Source organism: Enterobacter cloacae complex sp. SYL003 (assembly GCF_049236925.1).
Classification (GTDB): Bacteria; Pseudomonadota; Gammaproteobacteria; order Enterobacterales; family Enterobacteriaceae; genus Enterobacter; species Enterobacter intestinihominis.
The window spans coordinates 172,797-197,553 of the sequence record NZ_JBMKJK010000003.1 but is presented as its reverse complement, the minus strand read 5'-3'; the positions used below and the strand labels follow the sequence as shown (position 1 = coordinate 197,553).

The window sequence follows — 24,757 nt, the reverse complement described above, 5'->3', positions numbered from 1 at the left end:
CAAAAATGACCATCACCAGAGGATGACCCGGTGAACCGTTTTGTAATTGCTGACTCGACGGTCTGTATTGGCTGTCGAACCTGTGAGGCGGCGTGCTCGGAAACGCACCGCCTGCACGGGCTACAGTCCATGCCGCGCCTGCGCGTCATGCGTAATGAGAAAGAGTCTGCCCCGCAGCTCTGTCACCACTGTGAAGACGCGCCATGCGCAGGCGTCTGTCCCGTCAATGCCATCACCCGCGTTGACGGCGCGGTACAGCTGAACGAAAGCCTGTGCGTGAGCTGCAAGCTGTGCGGCATCGCCTGTCCGTTCGGTGCCATTGAGTTTTCCGGCAGCCGTCCGCTGCATATTCCGGCGAATGCCAACACCCCGAAAGCGCCGCCTGCGCCACCGGCACCGGCACGCGTGAGCACGCTGCTGGACTGGGTGCCGGGCATTCGCGCCGTCGCGGTGAAGTGCGACCTGTGCAGCTTCGATGAACAAGGTCCGGCCTGCGTGCGCACCTGTCCGACCAAAGCGTTAATTCTGGTTAATATTCGCGACATCGCCCGCACCAGCAAACGCAAGCGCGAGCTGACCATCAATACTGACGTCGGCGATCTTTCGCTGCTGCGGGCGCTTAACGAGGGGGCGAAATGAACGCGATAGTTATGATGACCAGCGGCGTGGCCTGGTTTGCCGCCGCCGCTGTCCTGGCGCTGCTCCTCTCCTTCCATAAAACGCTGAGCGGCTGGATCGCCGGTATCGGCGGGGCGGTCGGCAGCCTGATGACGCTGGCGGCGGGCGGCGTTGTCCTGATCGACGGCCAATCCGTCGACACCCTCATCCCGCTGATTCACCACGCCGTTGAGCTTACGCCGCTAAATGCCATCTGGCTGGTCACCTTTGGTCTGTGTGGGCTGTTTATCAGCCTGTTTAATATCGACTGGCACCGCCATCAGCATACCAACGCCAACGGCCTGCTGGTCAACCTGTTGATGGCCGCCGCGGTCTGCACTGTTGTCGCCAGCAACCTCGGCGCGCTGGTGGTGATGGCTGAAATCATGGCCCTGTGCGGCGTGTTCCTGACCGGATGCAGTGCCTCCGGCAAGCTGTGGTTTGCGCTCGGACGACTCGGCACGCTGCTGCTGGCGCTGGCCTGCTGGCTGGTGTGGCAGCGTTTCGGCACGCTGGACTTTGCCGTGCTTAACGGCCAGCCGCTGGGGAATGACGTCTGGCTGTTGGGCGTAGTCGGTTTTGGCCTGCTGGCCGGGATTATCCCGCTGCACGGCTGGGTGCCGCAGGCGCATGCCAATGCCTCGGCCCCGGCTGCCGCGCTGTTCTCCACCGTGGTAATGAAGGTCGGTCTGTTCGGCATTCTGACGATAACCCTGACGGGCGGCCAGCCGCCGCTGTGGTGGGGCGTGGCGCTGCTGATTGCGGGGATGATCACCGCATTTGTCGGCGGGCTGTACGCCCTGATGGAGCATAACATCCAGCGCCTGCTGGCGTACCACACCCTGGAGAATATCGGCATCATCCTGCTCGGCATGGGCGCGGGCGTCAGCGGGCTGGCGCTCAACCAGCCGGCGCTGATTGCCGCCGGGTTTATTGGCGGTCTGTATCACCTTATCAACCACAGCCTGTTTAAAAGCACCCTGTTCCTCGGGGCGGGCAGCATCTGGTTCCGCACCGGTCACCGCGATATTGAAAAGCTCGGCGGGATTGGCAAAAAAATGCCCGTCATTTCGCTGGCGATGCTGGTCGGGCTGATGGCGATGGCCGCGCTTCCGCCGCTGAACGGCTTTGCCGGGGAGTGGGTGATCTATCAATCCTTCTTCGCGCTCGGCCAGAGCGACGCGTTTATCGCGCGGCTGCTCGGCCCGCTGCTGGCGGTTGGGCTGGCGATTACCGGGGCGCTGGCGGTGATGTGTATGGCGAAGGTTTACGGCGTCACCTTCCTGGGCGCGCCGCGCACCCGCGAAGCGGAAAACGCCTGTTGCGCCCCGGTGCTGATGGCCACCAGCGTGGTCGCGCTGGCGCTGTGCTGTATCGCAGGTGGGGTTGCCGCGCCGTGGCTGCTGCCGCTTCTGGGCCACGCCATTCCGCTGCCGCTGGCTACGGCGCATACCGTCGTGTCCCAGCCGATGATGGCGCTGCTGCTGATTGCCGCGCCGCTCCTGCCGTTCGTGCTGATGCTGTTCTTCAGACGCGACCGTCTCGCCTCCCGCTCGCGCGGCGCGGCGTGGGCCTGCGGCTACGAACACGAGCAGTCGATGGTCATCACCGCCCACGGTTTCGCCATGCCGGTGAAGGAGAACTTCGCCGCCGTGCTGAAGCTGCGCCACTGGCTGAACCCGGTGGGCTGGGTGCCGGGCTGGCAGAGTGCCGCCGTGCCCGTGCTGTTCCGCCGCCTGGCGCTGATCGAGCTGGCGGTGCTGGTGGTGATTGTCATTTCACGAGGAGCCTGACATGAGTTTGTTACTGGCAATTCTTCAGGCGCTGGTGCTGTTTGCCGCCGCGCCGCTGCTGTCGGGCATCACGCGCGTGGCGCGCGCCCGGCTACACAACCGTCGCGGGCCTGGCGTGCTCCAGGAGTACCGCGATCTCTTCAAGCTGCTCTCCCGTCAGAGCGTCGCTCCGGATGCCGCAGGTTGGGTGTTCCGCCTGACGCCGTTCGTGATGGTCGGCGTGATGCTGACCATCGCCACCGCGCTGCCGGTAGTGACGGTGGGCTCGCCGCTGCCCGTGCTTGGCGATCTGATTACGCTGATCTACCTCTTCGCCATCGCGCGTTTCTTCTTTGCGATTGCGGGCCTGGACACCGGCAGCCCGTTTACGGGTATCGGCGCCAGTCGTGAGGCGATGCTCGGCGTGCTGGTTGAGCCAATTCTGCTGCTGGGGCTGTGGGTCGCCGCGCAGGTTGCTGGCTCGACCCACATCAGTTTCATCACCGACACCGTTTACCACTGGCCGGTTTCACGTTCGCTCCCGCTGGTGCTGGCGCTCTGCGCCTGCGCGTTCGCCACCTTTATCGAGATGGGCAAGCTGCCGTTCGATCTCGCGGAAGCGGAGCAGGAATTGCAGGAGGGGCCACTCACCGAGTACAGCGGCTACGGCTTTGCGGTGCTGAAGTGGGGCATCAGCCTCAAGCAGCTGGTGGTGTTGCAGATGTTCGTCGGCGTTTTCTTCCCGTGGGGGCAGATGACGCACTTCTCTGCGGGCGGCCTGCTGCTGGCCGTTGTGGTGGCTGCGCTCAAGCTGCTTATCGGCGTGCTGGTGATTGCCCTGTTTGAAAACAGCATGGCGCGCCTGCGTTTTGTCGAAACGTCACGCATTACCTGGGCTGGTTTTGGTTTTGCATTTTTAGCGTTCGTCTCCTTGCTGGTGGCGTGATTAAAGAGAGTGTTTATGTCTGAAGAAAAGAAAGGTCAGCAGTATCTCGCCGCGTTGCATCAGGCTTTCCCGGGCGTGGTGCTGGAGGAGTCCTGGCAAACCAAAGACCAGGTAACCGTCACCATTAAGGTGAACTACCTGCCGGAAGTGGTGGAGTTTCTCTACTACCAGCAGGGCGGCTGGCTGTCGGTGCTGTTCGGCAACGACGAGCGTCAGCTGTGCGGCAACTATGCGGTGTACTACGTGATGTCGATGGAGCAGGGCGAGAAGTGCTGGCTCACCGTGCGCGTCGAAGTTGACCCGAACAAGCCGGAGTACCCGTCCGTCACGCCGCGCGTACCCGCCGCCGTCTGGGGCGAGCGCGAAGTGCGCGACATGTACGGCCTGGTGCCGGTTGGTCTGCCTGACGAGCGTCGCCTGGTGCTGCCGGACGACTGGCCGGATGAACTCTATCCGCTGCGCAAGGACAGCATGGACTACCGCCAGCGTCCGGCCCCGACAACCGACAGCGAAACCTACGAGTTCATCAACGAGCTGGGCAGCAAGAAGAATAATGTGGTGCCGATCGGCCCGCTGCACGTCACCTCTGACGAACCGGGCCACTTCCGCCTGTTCGTCGACGGCGAAAACATTATCGACGCCGACTACCGCCTGTTCTACGTCCACCGCGGCATGGAGAAGCTGGCGGAGACCCGCATGGGCTACAACGAAGTCACGTTTCTTTCTGACCGCGTGTGCGGCATCTGCGGCTTTGCCCACAGCACCGCCTACACCACCTCGGTGGAGAACGGCATGGGGATCGTGGTGCCGGAACGCGCGCAGATGATCCGCGCCATTCTGCTGGAGGTGGAACGCCTGCACTCACACCTGCTGAACCTCGGCCTGGCCTGCCACTTCGTCGGCTTTGACTCCGGGTTTATGCAGTTCTTCCGCGTGCGTGAGGCATCAATGAAGATGGCGGAGATCCTCACCGGGGCGCGTAAAACCTACGGCCTGAACCTGATCGGCGGGATCCGCCGCGACCTGCTGAAAGACGACATGATCCAGACCCGCCAGCTGGCGCAGCAGATGCGCCGCGACGTGCAGGAGCTGGTGGACATGCTGCTCAGCACGCCAAACATCGAGCAGCGCACCGTCGGGATTGGTCGTCTTGACCCGGAAATCGCCCGCGACTTCAGCAACGTCGGCCCGATGGTGCGCGCCAGCGGCCACGCCCGCGACACCCGCGCCGATCACCCGTTCGTCGGCTACGGCCTGCTGCCGATGACCGTGCACAGCGAGCAGGGCTGCGACGTCATCTCCCGCCTGAAGGTGCGCATCAACGAGGTGTTTACCGCGCTGAACATGATCGACTACGGCCTCGATAACCTGCCGGGCGGCCCGCTGATGGTGGAAGGCTTCACCTACATTCCAAACCGCTTTGCCCTCGGATTCGCCGAAGCGCCGCGCGGGGATGACATTCACTGGAGCATGACCGGCGACAACCAGAAGCTCTACCGCTGGCGCTGCCGTGCGGCGACCTACGCCAACTGGCCAACCCTGCGCTACATGCTGCGCGGTAACACCGTCTCTGACGCGCCGCTGATCATCGGCAGCCTCGACCCGTGCTACTCCTGCACCGACCGCATGACCGTCGTGGACGTGCGCAAGAAGAAAAGCCAGGTGGTGCCGTACAAAGAGCTTGAGCGCTACAGCATCGAGCGTAAGAACTCGCCGCTGAAATAAGGACTCGTCATGTTTACCTTTATCAAAAAAGTGATCAAAACCGGCGCGCAGACCAGCAGTTATCCGCTGGAGCCGATCCCGGTGGATAAAAACTTTCGCGGCAAGCCGGAGCACAACCCGCAGCAGTGCATCGGCTGCGCGGCCTGCGTCAACGCCTGCCCGTCGAATGCCTTAACGGTGGAAACGGACCTGAAAACCGGCGAGCTGGCCTGGCAGTTTAACCTCGGGCGCTGCATCTTCTGCGGCCGCTGCGAGGAGGTCTGCCCGACGGTAGCCATTCGCCTGTCTCAGGAGTACGAGCTGGCGGTGTGGAAAAAAGAGGATTTCCTCCAGCAGTCGCGCTTTGCGCTGTGCAACTGCCGCGTCTGCAAGCGTCCGTTCGCCGTGCAAAAAGAGATCGACTACGCCATCGCGCTGCTGAAGCACAACGGCGACGTGCGTGCGGAGCATCACCGTGAAAGCTTCGAAACCTGCCCGGAGTGCAAACGTCAGAAATGCCTGCTGCCGTCTGACCGCATCGATTTAACCCGTCATATGAGAGAGGCCAGCTGATGGAAAACTTACTCGGCCCGCGCGACGCTAACGGCATTCCGGTACCGCTGACGGTGGAGGAGTCCATCGCCAGCATGAAGGCGTCGCTGCTGAAAAAAATCAAACGCTCGGCCTACGTCTATCGCGTGGACTGCGGCGGCTGCAACGGCTGTGAGATCGAAATCTTCGCCACCCTGTCGCCGCTGTTTGACGCCGAACGCTTCGGCATCAAAGTGGTGCCGTCCCCGCGCCACGCGGATATCCTGCTGTTCACCGGCGCGGTCACCCGCGCGATGCGCTCGCCTGCGCTGCGCGCCTGGCAGTCTGCGCCGGATCCGAAAATCTGCATCTCCTACGGCGCCTGCGGCAACAGCGGCGGCATCTTCCACGATCTTTACTGCGTCTGGGGCGGCACCGACAAAATCGTGCCGGTGGACGTTTACATTCCGGGCTGCCCGCCGACGCCCGCCGCCACGCTGTACGGTTTTGCCATGGCGCTCGGCCTGCTGGAGCAGAAGATCCACGCCCGCGAGCCGGGCGAGCTGGACAACCAGCCAGCCACTCTCCTGCACCCGGATATGGTGCAGCCGCTGCGTGTGAAGATCGACCGCACGGCGCGCAGGCTGGCGGGTTACCGCTATGGCCGTCAGATTGCCGACGATTATCTGCGCCTGCTGAGCCAGGGCGACCATCAGGTGGCGCGCTGGCTGGAGGCGGAAAACGATCCGCGTCTCAATGAGATCGTGGCAAACCTGAACAGTATTGTGGATGAGGCGCGTATCCGATGAGTGAAAAGGTGGTGTTCAGCCAGCTGAGCCGTAAGTTTATTGATGAGAACGATGCCACGCCGGATGCGGCGCAGCAGGTGGTCTATTACAGCCTGGCGATTGGGCACCACCTCGGGGTGATCGACTGCCTGGAGGCGGCGTTAAGCTGCCCGTGGCCCGAGTACCTGGCGTGGATCGCCACGCTGGAGGAGGGCAGCACGGCGCGGCGCAAAATGGAGGGCGTGCCTAAGTACGGTGAGATCGTCATCGACGCCAACCATATCACGATGCTCGCCAACGCCTTTGACGCGGCGCTGAGCGTACAAACCCCGGCGCAGCAGGCGTGGAGCAAAACGCTGCTCGGCATGCTGCACGATATTCATCAGGAGAGCGCCATCTACCTGATGGTGAGGAGATTACGTGACTGACGTTTTACTGTGTGTCGGCAACAGCATGATGGGCGACGACGGCGCGGGCCCGCTGCTGGCGGAGATGTGCGCCGCGAACCCGCCGGGCAACTGGGTGGTGATTGACGGCGGCAGCGCGCCGGAAAACGACGTGGTGGCCATTCGCGAGCTGCGCCCGGACAGGTTGTTAATCGTCGATGCCACCGATATGGGGCTCAACCCCGGCGAGATCCGCCTGATTGACCCGGACGACATCGCCGAGATGTTTATGATGACCACCCACAACATGCCGCTGAACTACCTGGTCGATCAAATTAAAGACGACGTGGGTGAGGTGCTGTTTCTGGGCATTCAGCCGGACATCGTCGGGTTTTATTATCCGATGACGCCGCCGGTGAAAGAGGCGGTGGACGTGGTGTATTCACGGCTTGCAGGGTGGGTTGGGGACGGGGGTTTTCAGCCCCTCACCCCGGCCCTCTCCCCAGAGGGGAGAGGGTGAAAACCGCATCGAGCAGTGTGTAGGCCGGGTAAGGCAACGCCGCCACCCGGCAAAACAGGCTACGCCAGATCCGCCCCGTTACTCGCAATCACCTTCTTATACCACCAGAACGATTTCTTGCGCTTGCGGTCCAGCGTGCCGTTCCCGGCGTCGTCGCGGTCGACGTAGACAAACCCGTAGCGCTTACTCATCTCCCCGGTTGAGGCCGAGACCAGGTCAATGCAGCCCCAGGTGGTGTAGCCCATCAGCGGGACGCCGTCCTCAATCGCGTCACCCATCGCACGGATATGCTCGCGCAGGTAGCTGATGCGGTAGTCGTCGTTGATCTCGCCGTTTTCATCAATGACGTCCTTCGCCCCGAGGCCGTTTTCCACCAGGAACAGCGGCTTCTGGTAGCGGTCATACATCATGTTCATGGTGATGCGCAGCCCGAGCGGGTCGATGCCCCAGCCCCACTCGCTCACCTGAATATGCGGGTTGCGCAGGGACTTCACGATGTTCGCCGCGCTGGTGTTGCCCGCGTTCATATCCGCCGACGCGCAGCGCGAGGCGTAATAACTGAACGAGACAAAGTCGACGGTGTTTTTCAGCAGGTCGTCGTCGCCGGGGTCTTTCACAATCACTACCCCTTTCTCGCGGAACACGCGGGCGGAGTAGGCCGGATAGCTGCCGCGCGCCTGCACGTCGATAAAGAACAGGTTCTCGCGGTCTTTCTCCAGTGCCATCCACACGTCTTCCGGCTTGCAGGAGTAGGGGTAGAAGTTACCGCCCGCCAGCATGCAGCCGACCTGGTTTTCCGGGTTCACCTCGTGGGCGATTTTGGTCGCCAGCGCGCTCGCCACCAGCTCGTGGTGCGCGGCCTGGTATTTCACCTGGTCTTCGTTTTCCCCTTCCTCAAACACCAGCCCCGCGCCGGAGAACGGGCTGTGCAGCATGATGTTGATTTCGTTGAAGGTCAGCCAGTATTTCACCAGCCCGTTAAACGCCTCGAAGCAGGTGCGGGCGTAGCGGGCGAAGAAATCCACCATCTTACGGTTGCGCCAGGAGCCGTACTCCGTCACCAGGTGCATCGGCACGTCGAAATGGCAGAGGGTCACCAGCGGCTCGATGTTGTACTTTTTGCACTCCTCGAACACCGCGCGGTAGAAGGCAATGCCCTCCCGATTTGGCAACGGTTCGTCGCCGTTCGGGTAGAGGCGGCTCCAGGCAATCGAGGTGCGGAACACCGTAAAGCCCATCTCCGCCATCAGGGCAATGTCTTCTTTGTAACGATGGTAAAAATCAATCGCCTCGTGGCTCGGGTAAAATTCGTCGTCACGCAACGAAAACCGTTTTTCCTTGCCGACTTTTACCGCCAGACGGTTTGCGCCGTGGGGGATCATATCGACCGTCGTCAGTCCTTTGCCGCCTTCACGGTAAGCCCCTTCACTCTGGTTGGCGGCAAGCGCGCCGCCCCATAAAAATCCTTGTGGAAAAACAGACATTCTTACCTCGCTTTCAGTTTATGCTTCTGCTGCTTTGTTCTGTACCGGTGCGGTTTGCAGGGCGCGTGCTTTTTCGGCTTCGTCTTCTACCGGGATATCTTCAAACCCTAACAGCAGGGTCAGCACGAACGACAGCACCACCGCCAGACCCATCACACCAAACACCCAGACGATGGTCATCGGGTTGGCCGGGTCGAAGAACTGCACGCTGGTGAACAGCCCCGGCGCCGCCATGGAGTGGCTGGCAAGACCGGCCATGCCGGCCACCGCGCCGCAGATAAAGCCGCTGATCAGGCTTGCAATCAGCGGACGCTTCAGGCGTACCGCCACGCCGTACAGCGCCGGTTCAGAGATCCCCGCCATGATGGCGGAGGCCGCAGCCGCCAGCGCCGTCTGGCGCAGCTCCGGGTTTTTGGTTTTCCACGCCACCGCCAGCGATGAACCGCCGAGCGACAGGTTGGCGCCGATTTCCGACGGCATCACCATCCCTTCTTTGCCCGTTTCGGCAATGGTCTGGATGATGGTCGGCGTAAACACGCGGTGCATCCCGGTCATCACCAGCAGCGGCCACAGCGCGCCCATAATGGCAACGGAGAGCCAGCCCAGATAGCCGTGAATGGTGTAGACCAGCGCGGAGATGGCGCTACCGATCCAGATCCCGAGCGGGCCAATCAGTACGATGGCGAGCGGGGCGGCAATCAGCACGATCAGCATCGGCTTGAGGAAGTTTTTGGTCACCGCCGGGGTGATGCGATCCACCCAGCGTTCGATATACGACAGGCACCAGGTCATCACCAGGGCCGGGATAACGGTATAGGTGTATTTCACCGCCGTCACCGGAATTAAGGCGAATTCTACATGCTCGCCCTGCGCCGCTTTCGCCATCAGCTCGATAAAGCTCGGGTGAACCAGTACGCCCGCAATGGCTATCGCCAGGGACATGTTGGTTTTGAACTTCACCGCTGCGGAAGCCGCCACCATCAGCGGCAGGAAGAAGAACGCGCCATCGCCGATAACGGTCAGGATCGTCAGCGTCGGGTCACCTTTGCCCATCACGCCGGTCATCTCAAGGATCATCGCCAGCAGCTTGACCATCGACCCGCCGATGATCGCCGGGATCAGCGGAGACATGGTGCCGATCAGCGCGTCGAGGATCCCGGCGCCAATCCGGCGCAGCGTAAGCTTCTGTGGACCTTCCGCTACGGCAGGTTGCAGGTTGGCGGGCAGCAGGCTCACCACTTCACGGTATGCCTGGGATACGGTGTTGCCGATGATCACCTGGCACTGGTTGTCGTTGCGCACCACGCCGAGCACGCCGCTGATGCTTTTCAGACGCGCGGCGTCGGTAAGGCTTTCGTCTTTCAGAACGAAGCGCAGGCGCGTCATGCAGTGGGTGACGGCGACGATGTTCTCTTTACCGCCCAGCGCGCTAACCACGTCATTTGCCAGCGCAGCGTAATTTTTTGCCATCGGATGTGATCCTGTTATCGTTGTGAGAAGTGTAGGAAACCGGTTTCACACAATCATCATGAGTTTCTTTTAATGAAACAAGACCACTTTTTATGCATTTTTTCGTTTCGTGATGACGATCACTCGTGGCCGTAAAAAGCGTGATAACGCCGCTGCGACAATTTTTCTGCGGTGAAGTACACTGCGGCTCATCGGTTTTGAATGGAATAACACTATGACCACGATGCTGGAAGTGGCGAAGCGGGCAGGCGTGTCGAAAGCGACGGTCTCCCGGGTGCTGTCGGGGAACGGTTACGTCAGCCAGGAGACGAAAGACCGCGTGTTTCAGGCCATCGAAGAGAGCGGGTATCGCCCCAATCTGCTGGCGCGAAACCTGGCGACCAAACGCACCCAGACCCTGGGGCTGGTGGTGACAAACACCCTGTACCATGGGGTCTACTTTAGCGAGCTGCTGTTTAACGCCGCGCGGATGACGGAAGAGAAGGGGCGTCAGCTGATCCTGGCGGACGGCAAGCACAGCGCCGAAGAGGAGCGCGAGGCGATCCAGTACCTGCTCGACATGCGCTGCGACGCGGTGATCATCTACCCGCGTTTTCTGAGCGTGGAAGCGCTGGACCAAATTATTGAGAAATGCGAGCAGCCGATTATGGTGCTCAACCGCCGTTTGCGGAAAAACAGCAGCCACAGCGTCTGGTCCGATCATAAAGCGTCGTGTCAGGACGCAGTATCGCAGCTGATTGAGAAAGGCCACCGGGAGATTGCGTTTATCACCGGTTCGCTGGATTCCCCCACCGGGGTGGAGCGTCTTTCCGGCTACAAGGACGCGCTGGCGCAACACGGCATTGCCCTGCGTGACGCGCTGATCGCCGAAGGGAAGTGGAGCCCGGCCAGCGGCGCGGCGGCGGTCTCTCAGCTGCTCACCCGCGGCGAAACGTTTACCGCGCTGGTGGCGAGTAACGACGATATGGCGATTGGTGCCATCAGGCAGTTGCACGAGAGCGGCGTCGCCACGCCGGGCGCGGTGTCCGTCATCGGCTTTGACGACGTGGCAATCGCGCCCTATATCGTGCCGTCCCTCTCCAGCGTGCGTATTCCGGTAACGGAGATGATCCAGGAGACCATCAGCCGCCTGATCTTCATGCTCGACGGCGGTGAGTTTAAGCCTCAGCAAACTTTTTCCGGCGAGCTTATCCTGCGCGGCTCCGTCATTGACGGCCCGCATCGCTGACGTCGACATCTGTCATCGTCACAAATGACGATGACAGATCCTCTTCTTTTTTATTTCGCTTTAAAATCAATGTATTAAATATTGGCACGGTTTATGAATAGCTTCGCGCATAACAGTTATGCCGGAGAAGCAGATGAACCGTTTTATTATGGCCGATGCCAGCAAATGCATTGGTTGCCGTACCTGTGAAGTGGCGTGCGTGGTTTCCCATCAGGCGGAGCAGGATTGCGCCTCCCTGACCCCCGATACCTTCCTGCCGCGCATCCACGTCATTAAAGGCGTGAATATTTCCACTGCCGCTATCTGTCGCCAGTGCGAAGACGCGCCGTGCGCCAACGTCTGTCCGAACGGGGCGATTAAGCGCGAGAAAGGCTTCGTGCATGTGATGCAGGAGCGCTGCATCGGGTGCAAAACCTGTGTGGTGGCGTGTCCGTATGGCGCGATGGAGGTGGTCGTTCGCCCGGTGGTGCGCAACAGCGGTATCGGGCTCAGCGTGCGCGCGGAGAAAGCCGAAGCCAATAAATGTGACCTCTGCTACCACCGCGACGCCGGTCCGGCGTGTATGGAAGCCTGTCCGACGCATGCGCTGGTCTGCGTCGATCGCGATAAGCTCGAACAGATGAGTGCCGAAAAACGCCGCCGTGCGGCGTTCGACACCTCGTCATCGCTGCTGTTTTAAGCTGCAATGCGCGTTAACGGCGTACAGCTTCGGGTGCGCGGCAAGGTGCAGGGGGTAGGATTTCGTCCCTTCGTCTGGCAGCTTGCACACCAGCTGGGGCTGGCGGGCGACGTGTGCAACGACGGAGAGGGTGTCCTGGTGCGTCTCGCGGGTAGTGGGGGTGACTTTACCGCGAGACTGCGCCAGGACTGCCCACCGCTGGCGCGCATCGATCGCGTTGAAACGCAGCCGTACAGCTGGAATACGCTGCCGGATGAGTTTGTCATCCGCCACAGCGAGAGCGGGGCGATGGATACGCAAATCGTCCCGGATGCCGCCACCTGTCCCGCGTGCCTGGCGGAGATGCGCGATCCGCGCGAGCGCCGTTATCGCTACCCGTTTATCAACTGCACCCACTGCGGGCCGCGGTTTACCATTATCCGCGCCATGCCCTATGACCGCCCGGCCACGTCAATGGCGCCATTCCCGCTCTGTGTGCCCTGTGAAACGGAGTACCGCAACCCGGCTGACCGGCGTTTTCACGCCCAGCCGGTGGCCTGCCCGGACTGCGGGCCGCAGCTGGAGTGGCAAGCCGGGGATGCTGCCACCACCCGCGAATCGGCGTTAAGCGCGGCGGTGGAGAGATTGAAAAACGGCGGGATTGTGGCGGTCAAAGGGCTGGGCGGATTTCACCTGGTCTGCGACGCGCTTAACCCACAGGCGATTCGGAAATTGCGGGCACGCAAGCAGCGCCCGACCAAGCCGCTGGCGGTGATGATCCCGCATGCGAACGATCTGCCGGAGGCCATCCAGACGCTGTTACGTTCACCCGCTGCGCCGATTGTGCTGACGCCAAAAGCCTGCCTTCCTGCGTTTCCTGAGGAGATTGCGCCGGGGCTGACTACGGTCGGCGTAATGCTACCTGCGAACCCGCTCCAGCATTTGCTGATGTTGGACTGCCAGCGCCCGCTGGTGATGACCTCCGGCAACCTCAGCGGCCATCCACCCGCCATAAGCAACCAGCAGGCGCTGGAAGAACTCAGTGACATCGCTGACGGCTTCCTGCTGCACAACCGCGATATTCTTCAACGGATGGATGATTCAGTAATGGATCGGGACGGTGCGATGCTGCGTCGCGCACGCGGTTTTGTGCCGGATGCCATCACATTGCCCGCCGGATTCCGCGACATCTCGCCCATGTTATGCACCGGCGCGGAGATGAAAAATACCTTCTGCCTGGTACGTGGCAACCAGGCGGTGCCGAGCCAGCATTTTGGCGATCTGAGCGACGAGGGCGTAGAGGCGCAGTGGCGCAGTGCGCTCTCGACGATGCAGGACATCTACGCCTTCCAGCCAGAGCGCGTGGTGTGCGATGCCCATCCGGGATATCACGCCCGACAGTGGGCCCGGGCGCAGGCGCTGCCCGTTGAGACCGTGCTGCATCATCATGCGCATGCAGCGGCGTGTCTGGCGGAGAATGGCTGGCCGCTCGACGGCGGGGATGTTATTGCCCTGACGCTGGATGGGATCGGTATGGGTGAGAACGGCGCGATGTGGGGCGGCGAGTGCCTGCGGGTGAACTATCGCGACTGCGAACGGCTGGGCGGTCTGCCAGCCGTTGCGCTGCCGGGGGGCGATCTGGCGGCAAAACAGCCGTGGCGCAATTTGCTCGCCCACTGTCTGGCGTTCCTACCTGACTGGCAGCAGTACCCGGAAACAGAGGCGGTACAGTGTCAAAACTGGCCGCTGCTGGCAACGGCAGTGTCGCGCGGTATCAATGCGCCGCGGGCCTCCTCCTGTGGTCGTCTGTTTGACGCCGTGGCCTGTGCGCTGGGCATTGAAACGCAACGCTATGAGGGCGAAGCCGCATGCCGGCTGGAGGCGCTGGCCGAACGCTGTCCAGGGGTTGATCATCCGGTGACGCTCAAGACGGATAACCTTGCGCTGTTCTGGCAGCAGTGGCTGGCCTGGCGGGCGGAGCCCGGCGAGCGCGCCTGGGCCTTTCACGATGCGCTGGCAAAAGGGCTGAGCGAACTGGCGGCAACGCATGCGCGCCGACGGTCGCTCTCTACGGTGTGCTTCAGCGGAGGTGTCCTTCACAACCGCCTGCTACGCGCGCGCCTTCGTCATTACCTTTCTGATTTCACGCTTCTTTTTCCTTCGCGCCTGCCCGCAGGCGACGGAGCGATCTCCTTCGGGCAGGCGGTGGTTGCTGCCGCCCGATCATGTTCACAAAGGATTTAAAATGTTACGACTTTTACGCAATGAACCTCGTGCAGCGTGCCTGCTGCTGGCTCTGGTGATGGCTAACCTGCTGGCCTGGGGGCTGGCGTGGCACACCTTTAGCGGCAGTACGGCGCTGATGGCGGCCAGCCTGCTGGCCTGGTGTTACGGACTGCGTCATGCGGTGGATGCCGACCATATCGCCGCGATTGATACCGTGACGCGTAAGATGATGCAGCAGGGCAAGCGCCCGTCCGGCGTGGGCGCATGGTTTTCCCTCGGACACTCCACCATCGTGGTGCTGGCCTCCATTGCCATCGCCGCCACCGCCACGGCGTTTCAGAAAAATATGGAATGGTTCCACGAAACCGGCAGCCTGATTGGCACCGCCGTCTCCGCCACCTTCCTGCTGGCGATGGCGCTGGTGAATATGGTGATCCTGCGCGGCGTCTGGCGCAGTTTTCAGGCACTGAAACACGGCAGGCCCGTGCAGGGCGACATCACGCTGCCTGCCCAGGGTGGCGTCATGAACTGGCTGTTCGGCAAAACCTTCCGCCTCGTCAATAAAAGCTGGCAGATGTATCTGGTGGGCTTCCTGTTTGGCCTCGGCTTTGACACGGCCACCGAAATCGGCGTGCTGGGGATCTCCGCCGCCAGCGCCTCCAGCGGGATGTCGGTGTGGTCGATCATGATCTTCCCGGCGCTCTTCGCCAGCGGCATGGCGCTGGTGGATACGCTCGATAACCTGCTGATGGTGGGTGCCTATGGCTGGGCGTTTAACAAGCCACAGCGCAAGCTGTACTACAACATGACCATCACCGGCACTTCGGTGGTGGTGGCGCTGTTTATCGGCGGGCTGGAAGCGCTGGGTCTGCTGATGGACAAGTTCGCCCTCAGCGGCGGCGTGTGGGATATGATTGGCGCGGTGAACGATAACCTGGGCGACGCCGGGTTTGTGGTGGTCGGGCTGTTTGTCGCCTGCTGGCTGATCTCAATGGCGAACTACCGCTGGCGCGGTTATGACGCGCTGGTGGTGCGGTCCTGAACCACGCAGCCCTGTTTTTACCCGGCGGCGCTACGCTTGCGCGGGCCTACAAGGTTTACCGTTATGGTGTTAAGTAGGCCGGGTAAGCGGAGCGCCACCCGGCATGACGAGGGTTAAGCAGGTAACGATTTCAGCAGCGCGAAGGCCTCCTTCATTCTGTCTTCGCTGACCACAAAGGCGCGCATCTGACCGACAGTATCGGTGCCGCGCGCCACCATGCCCTGAGGCGAAAGGACAATCTCCCAGTTCAGATCCTGACGCTGCGTTTCACCTGCGAGATGCAGCGGTAGTTCCGGCGTTTTTACCTTCACCAGCATGGCGGGTAATTTCACCGGGGCGTTGCCGCCGAGCAGGTTTTTCGCCAGGAACATGGCGCTTAACTGAATCGGTTGCAGGAACGGCAGCACCTGGCCGTTAATTTCCGCGCAGTCGCCCAGGGCATAAATGTCCGGCTGGGTGGTTTGCAGGTAGCTGTCTACCTTCACGCCGCGATTGATCTCTGCGCCTGCGCGGTGCGCCAGCGCGGTTTCCGGGCGCAGCCCCGTCGCCGCAATAACCACATCCACTTCCACCCTGCGGGTGCGGTCGAGCGTCGCACAAATGCCGGTTTCGGTTTTGCTCAGGCTCTGCAACTGCGATTTCAGCAGCAGATGCACGCCCATGTCGGTCAGACGATGCTGTAAGCGACTGCTTACTTCTGCCGGCATCAGCGCTGACAGAATGCTGGCCGCGTGGTCAACCAGGGTGACGGATTTTCCCGCCCGGCAGAAGTCCATCGCCAGCTCGGTGCCAATCAGCCCGCCGCCGACAATCATCACCCGCATGGCGTCGCGTAACAGGGTCTCGCTGGCCTGATACTCCTGCTGACTGTTGAGCGTGACCATCAGCTCGCGGCCCTCAACCGGCGGCACAAACGCCGATGCCCCCGTCGCCAGCACCAGCTTGTCGTACTGCCAGGTTTTATCTTTCGCGTTCACCACGTGGGCGTCGGCGTCGATATCGGTGACCCAGGTGTACGGAAACAGACGCAGATTAAATTGTTCTGCAAACTCCCCCGCCGTCTGGCGGGTGAGATCGTCGGCGCGCTGATTTTGGCTAATGACGTGGCTTAAATCAGGCTTGTTGTACTCATCCATGCTGTCGGCGGCGATCACCGTCAACGGCACGTTAGCATCCTGTTTGCGGATATTTTTCACCAGCTGGCGGGCGGCAAAGCCCGAGCCGATAATGACGATGCCGTGGCTCATTTTGCCTCCGTTGCCAGAACATCAAAGACGTCTTTTCCGAGGGAACATTCCGGGCAGAGGAAGTTGTCCGGCACCTCGCTCCACGGTGTACCCGGCGCGACATCCTGCAACGGCTCGCCCAGCTCGGGATCGTAAATCCACTGGCAGACGCTGCACTGCATGCAGGGGCCGAGGTCGGCAGCGGCAGGAGCGGCTTCTGCTACGGCTTCCGGCGCAGCAGCCGCGGCGGGTGCGGTTTCCGGCAGCGGCGCAAGCGCCCACTGGCGGGCAATGTCGCGACCGTGCTGGCGACAGATTTCCAGCGCGTCGAGATCCGGACGCCATTTCGCCTTCAGGCTCAGGGACATCTCAAAACCGGCATCCTGTAAACGGGTGGAGAGACGGTCTACCGCGCCGCCGCTCCAGCCGTGTGAACCAAAGGCGCTGGCGCGTTTGTTACGGAAGCGCAGGCCGGTCATCTCTTCCACCAGTCCGGCAATTTTCGGCATCATCACGTTATTCATGGTGGAGGTACCCACCAGCACGCCTTTGGAGCGGAAGACGTTGGTCAATACCTCATTCTTATCGCTGCGCGCCACGTTGAAGATTTTCACTGCCACGTTCGGGTCCACTTCGTTGATGCCCTGGGCAATGGCGTCCGCCATCATGCGGGTGTTGTTGGACATGGTGTCGTAGAAGATGGTGATGCGGTCTTCCTGATAGTCCGCCGCCCACTTCAGGTACAGCTCGACGATCTGGGTTGGATTTTCACGCCATACCACGCCGTGGGAGGTGGCAATCATATCCACCGGCAGGTTGAAGCCGAGGATCTCGGTGATTTTTGGCGTGACCAGACGGCTGAACGGCGTCAGGATGTTGGCGTAGTAGCGCTGGCACTGTTCGAACAGCTCGGTCTGATCCACTTCGTCGTTGAACAGACGTTCGTCGCAGTAGTGCTGGCCGAAGGCGTCGTTGCTGAACAGCACCGCGTCACCGGTCATGTAGGTCATCATGCTGTCCGGCCAGTGCAGCATTGGGGTTTCCACGAAGATCAGCTGTTTGCCGTTGCCGATATCCAGCGTGTCGCCGGTTTTTACAGTGTGGAAGTTCCACTCTGGATGGTGGTGGTGGCCGTTGATGGAGTCAATGGCATTGGTGGTGCAGTAGATCGGGGTATCCGGAATGTGGGACATCAGCTCGGTCAGCGCCCCGGCGTGATCCTCTTCCGCGTGGTTGATGATGATGTAGTCGATGTCGTTCAGATCGATTTCGCTGCGCAGGTTCTGCACGAACTCGCGGCTGAATTTGTGATCGACGGTATCGATCAGGACGTTTTTACCTTCGCGAATGAGGTAGCTGTTGTAGCTGCTGCCGCGCAGCGTTTTGTATTCCGTCCCGTGAAAATCACGTACTTCCCAGTCACGTTGACCCACCCAATGAATGTTATTTTTAACCAGAATAGACATAGCAACCTCAACTTAATACGGCGTTTTCAAATAAGATGACTGTCATATATCAAGTTGCGTGCCAGTTTTTTAACTTATTGAAAATAATGAATTTGTGTTTTGATTCTCCCTAATTGGTAGTCATTTTGACTATCTTAAAAATTGTCAATATGACACTATGTATTGTCAAAATGACAGTGAGGCAGAGATGAGCTTTTCCGTAGATGTGCTGGCGAAGATCGCCATAGAACTGCAAACCGGTATTGGTCATCAGGACCGCTTTCAACGGCTGATCTCCACGTTGCGTCACGTGCTGGATTGCGATGCCTCGGCGCTGCTGCGTTACGAAGGGCGGCAGTTTATTCCGCTGGCTATCGACGGTCTGGCGAAGGACGTACTCGGGCGGCGCTTTACCCTGGAGGGCCACCCGCGTCTGGAAACCATCGCCCGTGCGGGTGACGTGGTGCGTTTCCCGGCAGACAGCGATCTGCCCGATCCGTACGACGGCCTGATCCCCGGCCAGGAGAGCCTGAAGGTTCACGCCTGTATCGGCCTGCCGCTGTTTGCCGGGCAGAACCTGATTGGCGCGTTAACCCTCGATGGCATGTCGCCGGATCAGTTCGATACCTTCAGCGACGAAGAGCTACGGCTGATTGCCGCGCTGGCGGCCGGGGCGCTGAACAACGCCCTGCTGATAGAACAGCTGGAGAGCCAGAATATTCTTCCGGGTAGCCCGACGGCGTTTGAGCAGGTGGCGCACACCGAAATGATTGGCCTTTCGCCGGGCATGGCGCAGCTTAAAAAAGAGATTGAGATTGTCGCCGCGTCTGATTTGAACGTGCTGATCTTCGGGGAGACCGGCACCGGTAAAGAGCTGGTGGCGAAAGCGATCCACGAAGCCTCGCCCCGTGCGGTGAACCCGCTGGTGTATCTCAACTGCGCGGCGCTGCCGGAAAGCGTGGCGGAAAGCGAGCTGTTCGGACACGTCAAAGGGGCCTTTACCGGGGCGATCAGCAACCGCAGCGGCAAGTTCGAAATGGCTGATAACGGCACGCTGTTCCTCGATGAAATTGGCGAACTCTCCCTTTCGCTCCAGGCCAAACTGCTGCGGGTGTTGCAGTATGGCGATATTCAACGCGTGGGTGACGATCGCAGCTTACGCGTGGATGTGCGCGTGCTGGCGGCGACGAACCGCGATCTGCGCGAAGAGGTGCTGGCGGGCAATTTCCGCGCCGATCTGTTCCACCGTCTGAGCGTGTTCCCGCTCACGGTGCCGCCGCTGCGCGAGCGGGGCGATGATGTGGTGCTGCTGGCGGGCTTTTTCTGCGAACAGTGTCGGCTCAAAATGGGGCTTTCCCGCGTGGTGCTAAGCCCCGGCGCGAGGACGCACCTGCTGAGCTACGGCTGGCCGGGTAACGTGCGTGAACTGGAACATGCGATTCACCGCGCGGTGGTGCTGGCGCGGGCTACGCGTTCGGGGGATGAAGTGGTTATCCATGCGCGCCATTTCGCGCTGCATGAGGAAACGACGCCGTCCGTGAAGCCAGTGATACCTGAGAGCGTGAACGAAAACCTGCGCGAGGCGACGGATGCGTTCCAGCGTCAGATGATCACCCGCGCCCTGGAGCAGAATAACCGCAGCTGGGCGGCATGCGCGCGGGCGCTGGAGATGGACGTCGCCAACCTTCACAGGCTGGCGAAACGTCTGGGGCTTAAGGGTTAAATAATCCCCGCCTGGTAGAAGTCTTGCAGGTTGATCGCGCCGCACAGCCTGCCGTGCTCGTCCACCACCGGCGCGGCGGTGATTTTGCGCTTCATCAGCACCTCTTTGGCTTCAATGGCGCGGCTGTCGGCATTCAGCGTCAGCCCGCCCCGGGTCATTGCTTCGGATACCCGCGCCTCCAGCTTGCCGCCGCCCACCAGCCAGCGGCGCAGGTCGCCGTCGGTGAAGACGCCCTTCACCTGGCGGTCGTTGTCGCATACCGCAACCAGCCCCAGCCCGGTGCGGCTCAGCTCCAGCATGGCGTCCATCACGCTGGTGTCGAGTTTGACCTGAGGAATGGCATCGTCCGTGCGCATCAGATGGTGAACCTTGTTGAGCAGACGTGCCCCAAGCGCGCCAGCAGGATGGGAACGGGCGAAATCCTCTTCGTTAAAGCCGCGGGCCTGCATAACCGCCATCGCCAGCGCGTCGCCCATCATCAGCGTGTTGACGGTGCTGGAGGTCGGTGCCAGGTGCATCGGGCAGGCTTCGCGCTCAACGGAAATATCCAGCGTTGCTTTCGCGGCCAGCGCCAGCGGCGAACGGGATTTGCCGGTCATCGCTAACAGGGCCACCGATTTTTCTTGCAGGCGAGGGATGATGAGATCCAGCTCTTTGGCTGAACCGGAGTAGGAGATAAACAGCATCACGTCGCGGCTTTCGATCATCCCCAGATCGCCGTGCAGCGCTTCGGCAGGATGCACGAAGAACGCCGGTGTGCCGGTGCTGGCAAGCGTCGCGGCAATCTTCTTGCCGATATGACCGGATTTACCGATACCCGCCACGATCACTTTGCCCTCGCAGTGGATAATGGTGTTGGCTGCACGAACAAAATCCTCACCCAGACGCTCCGGCAGGCGGCTGGCTTCCTGTAGCTCCAGCAGCAGAGTCTGGCGGCCTGCGTTTAACAGAAAATCACTCATTTTTCTCTCCGGTTACGATCACGTCGATGCCCTTCGCTTCCAGCGCTTTTTTAAATGCCGGATCGATACCTGCGTCGGTAATCAGCTTATCGACGCTTTCAAGGCTACAGACAATGTTGGGGCTTTTACGGCCAAACTTCGACGAGTCCGCCATCAAAATCACTTCCCGCGCGGCGTTGCACATCGCTTTGCTGACGCTGAACACCTCGTTGAAGGTGGTCACGCCCGCGTTGAGGTCGATGCCGTCCGTGCCCATAAACAGCTTATCGAAGCTGAAGTGGTCGAAGGCATTCTCCGCCAGCTGCCCGTGAAACGACGCGGATTTTTTACGGAAGGTGCCACCGGGCATCAGGATGGTCTGCTCGCTGTCGAACTCTGACAGGGCATTGACGATGTGCAGGCTGTTGGTCATCACGGTGATGTTATTAAAGCGGCTGAGCAGCGGGATCATCTGCAGGACGGTACTGCCAGCGTCGAGGATGATGGAATCGCCGTCCTGGATAAATTTGACCGCGGCTTCGGCAATCAGCGCTTTCTGGTGCGTATTAATCAGCGTCTTGTGATCGATAGGCGGGTCGGCTTCGTCTTTATTGAGCACCACGCCGCCGTAGGTACGAATGACGGCGCCGGAGTTTTCGAGCAACACCAGGTCCTTGCGTATTGTCGTGCCGGTGGTGTCAAAGTAGTGGGCCAGATCCTCTACCGAGCACTTTCCCTGCTTTTGCAGATGCTCAAGTATGGCCGCCTGCCGCTGACGTGGTTTCATAGGCGCTTCGTTCCTTACGTTGCGAAATGATAATTCCGCAAGTTTATAACTTTCACAACGAAATTATCCATGTTTCAGATTAAGCGCTAATGATAGTGCATTCTGACAGAGTGAATCATGGGGGAAGATCACATCAGGTTGTAATTCATGCAGCAACATGCCGTTGATCGCCTGGATTTTCACCGGGCGGGCAAAGACGGTCATGCCGCGCATGATGAGGGAATCGCAGACCTTATTGTTTTCATCCAGCGCAACAGCGACGACAACCCGCGGTTTGAAGCGTCCGCCGGAACGCCCGACGCCCACACGGCCTTTCTGGCACAGGGCGTCAAACGCGCGGTTAAACTGATGGATCTGCCAGCCGCCAAACGCCATCTGGCAGATCCAGGCGAGGGCGGCGAAGGTGATTAATGCGGTTACCATATCGACTCCTTAATTGCCGGGTGGCGGCTGCGCCTTACCCGGCCTACGGGGGTTGTAGCCCCGGTAAGTGCAGCGCCACCGGGGATTAAACTCAGAACATCACCTGCCCACCGGTGACGTTAATCGACTGCCCGGTGCAGTACGAGGCTTTCGGGCTGGCGTAAAACAGCAGCATGTTCAGCACGTCCTGATAATCACATCCGCGCTTGAGCGGCACTTTGTCGATGTAGTACTGCTCCACTTCTTCAGCTTTGATGCCGAGCTTGGAGGCGTACTGCGGCAGCAGGGACTGGAACATCGGTGATTTCAACAGGTTACCCAGCATCAGCGAGTGAACGGTGATGCCGTATTCGGCCAGATCCAGCGCCAGAGACTGCGTCAGCCCCACGCCGCCAAACTTCGCCGCGCTGTAGCCGGAGTTGTGCTTGCTGCCCACTTTCCCGGATTTCGAGTTGATCTGAATGATGCGCCCCTGAATACCATCGCGGATCATCAGCCGGGAAAACTCACGGGCGCAGAGGAAATAGCCCACCAGATTCACCTGCAACGAGCGGTCAAAATCCCCCAGTTCGAAATCGCTGATAAAGGCCGCTTTCGCGATCCCCGCGCTGTAGACCAGCAGGTCGATACGCCCAAATATCTCATCCACGCCGCGGGCCAGTGCCATCACGCTCTGCTCGCTGGTGGCGTCGGCACCAAATCCGTACGCCATCCCTTCGCCAAACTCGGTGTTGATGGCGTCCGCCACGCGGGCGGCTTTTTCACTCTGAATGTCCACAACCGCCACGCGGTAACCCTCTGCGGCAAGCCCACGGCAGAGGAACTCGCCTAAGGTTTGTCCCCCACCAATGACAACGGCAACCTGACTCATGTGTTTCTCCTTAATTACGCAACAAATTTTAACGTACAGCCTGGTGTGACAGCCTGCGGAACCGGCCCCTCAACGTGAACCGTGCCGGGATACTCCGCCTGCGGCTGCCCGTCAAAACGCAGGGTGATGTGCCCCAGCTCGCGCAGGTTTTGTTCAGCGACGTCGCCGACGGCGGTCACGGCATAGCGCGCCTCGCCCAGCTCAAGCTGGCTCCCGGCCTTCAGCTCGCCGTTTAGCTCGCCGTGGCAGTGGATAAAGCAAAACTCTTCGATATCCGCAGGCGCCCCTTCGCGGAAGGTGATCAGCATCTGGTCGCTCAGCGCATCGGCCGCGCTCAGGCCGATGCGGGTAATGGTGGTCTGGTAAATCACGGTCATGGCAGGAACCTCTTATTGATAAATAAAGCCGGAGACAAACCAGGCAATCAGCACCGTTGGCGCGCCCGTCAGGAAGCGGCTCACCAGCACGGAGGGGACGCCCACGCGCACGGTGTCCTGACGTGCTTCGGCCAGCGACAGCCCGACGGGGATGAAGTCGCACGCCGCCTGAGCGTTAATGGCGAAAAGGGCTGGCAGAGCGAGGTGCGGGGGAATGTTGCCCAGACCAATCTGTACGCCAATCAGCACGCCGATGACCTGGGCAATCACCGCGCCCGGGCCGAGAAACGGCGACAGCAGCGGGAAGGAGCAGATCAGCGCCAGCGTCACCAGGCCGAGCGGGTGGCTGGCGAGCGGGGCGAGGCCGTGGGCAATCCAGTCGCCGAGGCCGGAGGCCATGATGATACCGATCAGCGCCGAGACGAACGCCATAAACGGCAGAATGGTTTTCAGCACCGTGTCGATGGTGTCGCGCCCGGACTGGAACAGCACCGCCACGGCGGACCCCATCCCCATCCCGACCTTCGCCAGCAGGCCATCGCTCTGCTCGGTGATTTTTTTGCTGGTGTCGTACTCGCGCGAGGCCGCTTTTTGCGGCGCGGATGTGCCATTCACCAGCGTGATGTTGTCCTCCTTCACCCCAGAGACATAAATATCCTCAAGGATGTACTGCGCCAGCGGGCCGGATTTCCCGGTGGAGTGAATATTTACCGTCGGAATGCGGCGCTTCGGATAGATGCCGCAGCGCAGCGTGCCGCCGCAGTCGATCACCGCCACGCCGATTTCCGCTTCCGGCGGTTCGCCTTCCTTGAAGCCGTCGACCGCTTCCCAACCCGTCAGCTCGTGCAGCCTGTCGACGATCGCCGGGCGCGTGCCTGCGGTGATGTACACAATCTTTTTGCCTTCGGTGGCGTCGAACTCCAGCGGGCCGCCCCAGCCGCCCGTGCCTTTCTCAATGCGGATCCGGTTCATGCTGTAGCTCCTGAAAGATGGACTTTCTGTTCAAGCTGGATGCCCATTTTTTTCTCAAAAATGGCGGTGGTGAGATCCGTCACCCAGCCGCGGAAGAAGTTGGTGACCAGACCGACCAGCAGGTAGCTCACCGCCAGCGGGCCGAGCGGCAGGCCAAGCGTGGTAAGGCCGCTGGCGATCCCGAGATAAACGAACAGCTCGCCGGGGTTGATGTGCGGGAACAGGCCGTTCATGGAATGGCAGCTGTAGGAGGCGGCGGCGTAATAGCTCGGCTTGTACTTCTCTGGCATAAAGCGGCCGAGGCTTAAGGTCATCGGGTTGCAGAACACAAAGGTGCCGATGAAGGGCAGGATCAGGTAGCGGGACAGCGGGTTTCCGGCGCAGCGCTGGGCGAAGCGTTCAATACGCTGCTGGCCGATAAAGTTAATCAGCGCGTTCATGATTACCAGCAGGCTGATCAGCAGGGGCAGGATCCCGGTCACCATGCCGGTGAATACCTCGCCGCCTTTCTGAAAAAGCCCGATGAACCACTCGGCGCCGTGGGTGATGGTTTCTATCATTCTTCTCTCCTGTAGGGCGT

Annotated in this window: 24 protein-coding genes; 13 read left to right on the top strand and 11 right to left on the bottom strand. The window is 60.8% G+C overall.

Annotation, left to right across the window (positions count from 1 at the left end; all coding sequences use genetic code 11):
- Positions 1-30: 30 nt before the first annotated feature.
- From ACOT1A_RS05510 to hycI, 8 genes are read left to right on the top strand one after another with little or no spacing between them, the layout of a single operon-like run.
- Entirely contained in the window at positions 31-639 is a 609-nt protein-coding gene (locus ACOT1A_RS05510; protein WP_022649166.1) for a 4Fe-4S dicluster domain-containing protein, read from the top strand.
- Positions 636-2,450, top strand: coding sequence for a formate hydrogenlyase subunit 3 (gene hycC, locus ACOT1A_RS05505; RefSeq protein WP_155025187.1), 1,815 nt, complete (start codon positions 636-638; stop codon positions 2,448-2,450). The genes ACOT1A_RS05510 and hycC overlap by 4 nt, the downstream gene beginning before the upstream one ends.
- 1 nt (position 2,451) lies before the next feature.
- A complete protein-coding gene (locus tag ACOT1A_RS05500) occupies positions 2,452-3,375 on the top strand; it encodes a respiratory chain complex I subunit 1 family protein (RefSeq protein WP_032625965.1) in 924 nt (307 codons plus the stop codon).
- Positions 3,376-3,390: 15 nt separating this feature from the next.
- Entirely contained in the window at positions 3,391-5,100 is a 1,710-nt protein-coding gene (gene hycE, locus ACOT1A_RS05495; protein ID WP_022649163.1) for a formate hydrogenlyase subunit HycE, read from the top strand.
- 9 nt (positions 5,101-5,109) lie between these two features.
- Positions 5,110-5,652, top strand: coding sequence for a formate hydrogenlyase complex iron-sulfur subunit (locus tag ACOT1A_RS05490; protein WP_003862138.1), 543 nt, complete (start codon positions 5,110-5,112; stop codon positions 5,650-5,652).
- Positions 5,652-6,419, top strand: coding sequence for an NADH-quinone oxidoreductase subunit B family protein (locus tag ACOT1A_RS05485; RefSeq protein ID WP_022649161.1), 768 nt, complete (start codon positions 5,652-5,654; stop codon positions 6,417-6,419). The genes ACOT1A_RS05490 and ACOT1A_RS05485 overlap by 1 nt, the downstream gene beginning before the upstream one ends.
- Positions 6,416-6,826, top strand: a complete 411-nt coding sequence (locus tag ACOT1A_RS05480; protein WP_276169930.1) for a formate hydrogenlyase maturation HycH family protein — start codon at positions 6,416-6,418, stop codon at positions 6,824-6,826. Before ACOT1A_RS05485 ends, ACOT1A_RS05480 begins: the two co-directional genes overlap by 4 nt.
- Positions 6,819-7,304: a hydrogenase maturation peptidase HycI gene (hycI, locus tag ACOT1A_RS05475; RefSeq protein WP_022649159.1), complete on the top strand. Its 486-nt coding sequence runs from the start codon at positions 6,819-6,821 to the stop codon at positions 7,302-7,304. The genes ACOT1A_RS05480 and hycI overlap by 8 nt, the downstream gene beginning before the upstream one ends.
- A gap of 59 nt (positions 7,305-7,363) precedes the next feature.
- Here the strand turns inward: hycI and ACOT1A_RS05470 are convergent, their stop codons facing one another.
- Together ACOT1A_RS05470 and ascF are read right to left on the bottom strand one after the other, a co-directional pair.
- Positions 7,364-8,788 carry a 6-phospho-beta-glucosidase gene (locus ACOT1A_RS05470; protein ID WP_206227608.1) on the bottom strand — a complete coding sequence of 475 codons (1,425 nt, stop codon included), beginning with the start codon at positions 8,786-8,788 and terminating at the stop codon, positions 7,364-7,366.
- A gap of 18 nt (positions 8,789-8,806) precedes the next feature.
- Positions 8,807-10,258 carry a PTS cellobiose/arbutin/salicin transporter subunit IIBC gene (ascF, locus tag ACOT1A_RS05465; protein ID WP_276169931.1) on the bottom strand — a complete coding sequence of 484 codons (1,452 nt, stop codon included), beginning with the start codon at positions 10,256-10,258 and terminating at the stop codon, positions 8,807-8,809.
- Between the two features lie 214 nt (positions 10,259-10,472).
- On the opposite strand from ascF, the gene ACOT1A_RS05460 reads away from it, so the two are divergent.
- From ACOT1A_RS05460 to ACOT1A_RS05445, 4 genes are all read left to right on the top strand, one after another.
- Positions 10,473-11,486, top strand: a complete 1,014-nt coding sequence (locus ACOT1A_RS05460; RefSeq protein ID WP_276169932.1) for a LacI family DNA-binding transcriptional regulator — start codon at positions 10,473-10,475, stop codon at positions 11,484-11,486.
- Between the two features lie 133 nt (positions 11,487-11,619).
- Positions 11,620-12,165 (top strand): electron transport protein HydN, encoded by a 546-nt coding sequence (gene hydN, locus ACOT1A_RS05455; protein ID WP_017382793.1) that lies wholly within the window; start codon positions 11,620-11,622, stop codon positions 12,163-12,165.
- A 6-nt stretch (positions 12,166-12,171) separates the two neighbouring features.
- A complete protein-coding gene (gene hypF / locus ACOT1A_RS05450; protein WP_276169933.1) occupies positions 12,172-14,388 on the top strand; it encodes a carbamoyltransferase HypF in 2,217 nt (738 codons plus the stop codon).
- A gap of 1 nt (position 14,389) precedes the next feature.
- Positions 14,390-15,412, top strand: coding sequence for a HoxN/HupN/NixA family nickel/cobalt transporter (locus tag ACOT1A_RS05445; RefSeq protein WP_126502707.1), 1,023 nt, complete (start codon positions 14,390-14,392; stop codon positions 15,410-15,412).
- A gap of 113 nt (positions 15,413-15,525) precedes the next feature.
- Here the strand turns inward: ACOT1A_RS05445 and norW are convergent, their stop codons facing one another.
- Both norW and norV read right to left on the bottom strand, forming a co-directional pair.
- Positions 15,526-16,659, bottom strand: a complete 1,134-nt coding sequence (norW, locus tag ACOT1A_RS05440; RefSeq protein WP_126490194.1) for an NADH:flavorubredoxin reductase NorW — start codon at positions 16,657-16,659, stop codon at positions 15,526-15,528.
- A complete protein-coding gene (gene norV, locus ACOT1A_RS05435; RefSeq protein ID WP_048966175.1) occupies positions 16,656-18,104 on the bottom strand; it encodes an anaerobic nitric oxide reductase flavorubredoxin in 1,449 nt (482 codons plus the stop codon). Before norV ends, norW begins: the two co-directional genes overlap by 4 nt.
- Before the next feature lie 187 nt (positions 18,105-18,291).
- Here norV and norR point away from each other — a divergent pair, with 187 nt between their 5' ends.
- Positions 18,292-19,806 (top strand): nitric oxide reductase transcriptional regulator NorR, encoded by a 1,515-nt coding sequence (norR, locus tag ACOT1A_RS05430; RefSeq protein ID WP_023298459.1) that lies wholly within the window; start codon positions 18,292-18,294, stop codon positions 19,804-19,806.
- Here the strand turns inward: norR and gutQ are convergent.
- From gutQ to srlA, 7 genes are all read right to left on the bottom strand, one after another.
- Positions 19,803-20,768, bottom strand: coding sequence for an arabinose-5-phosphate isomerase GutQ (gene gutQ / locus ACOT1A_RS05425; RefSeq protein ID WP_023298458.1), 966 nt, complete (start codon positions 20,766-20,768; stop codon positions 19,803-19,805). The two genes, norR and gutQ, sit on opposite strands and share 4 nt — an antisense overlap.
- The gene (gene srlR / locus ACOT1A_RS05420; protein WP_015571676.1) at positions 20,761-21,534 is read right to left on the bottom strand and encodes a glucitol operon DNA-binding transcriptional repressor SrlR; all 774 of its coding nucleotides are present in this window, start codon (positions 21,532-21,534) and stop codon (positions 20,761-20,763) included. Before srlR ends, gutQ begins: the two co-directional genes overlap by 8 nt.
- 63 nt (positions 21,535-21,597) lie before the next feature.
- Positions 21,598-21,957, bottom strand: coding sequence for a transcriptional regulator GutM (gene gutM / locus ACOT1A_RS05415; protein WP_069596895.1), 360 nt, complete (start codon positions 21,955-21,957; stop codon positions 21,598-21,600).
- A gap of 91 nt (positions 21,958-22,048) precedes the next feature.
- Positions 22,049-22,828 (bottom strand): sorbitol-6-phosphate dehydrogenase, encoded by a 780-nt coding sequence (srlD, locus tag ACOT1A_RS05410; protein ID WP_023298456.1) that lies wholly within the window; start codon positions 22,826-22,828, stop codon positions 22,049-22,051.
- A 14-nt stretch (positions 22,829-22,842) separates the two neighbouring features.
- Positions 22,843-23,205 carry a PTS glucitol/sorbitol transporter subunit IIA gene (gene srlB, locus ACOT1A_RS05405; RefSeq protein WP_063163523.1) on the bottom strand — a complete coding sequence of 121 codons (363 nt, stop codon included), beginning with the start codon at positions 23,203-23,205 and terminating at the stop codon, positions 22,843-22,845.
- A gap of 12 nt (positions 23,206-23,217) precedes the next feature.
- The gene (gene srlE / locus ACOT1A_RS05400) at positions 23,218-24,177 is read right to left on the bottom strand and encodes a PTS glucitol/sorbitol transporter subunit IIB (protein WP_023306809.1); all 960 of its coding nucleotides are present in this window, start codon (positions 24,175-24,177) and stop codon (positions 23,218-23,220) included.
- A complete protein-coding gene (gene srlA / locus ACOT1A_RS05395) occupies positions 24,174-24,737 on the bottom strand; it encodes a PTS glucitol/sorbitol transporter subunit IIC (RefSeq protein WP_003862164.1) in 564 nt (187 codons plus the stop codon). Before srlA ends, srlE begins: the two co-directional genes overlap by 4 nt.
- Positions 24,738-24,757 lie beyond the last annotated feature (20 nt).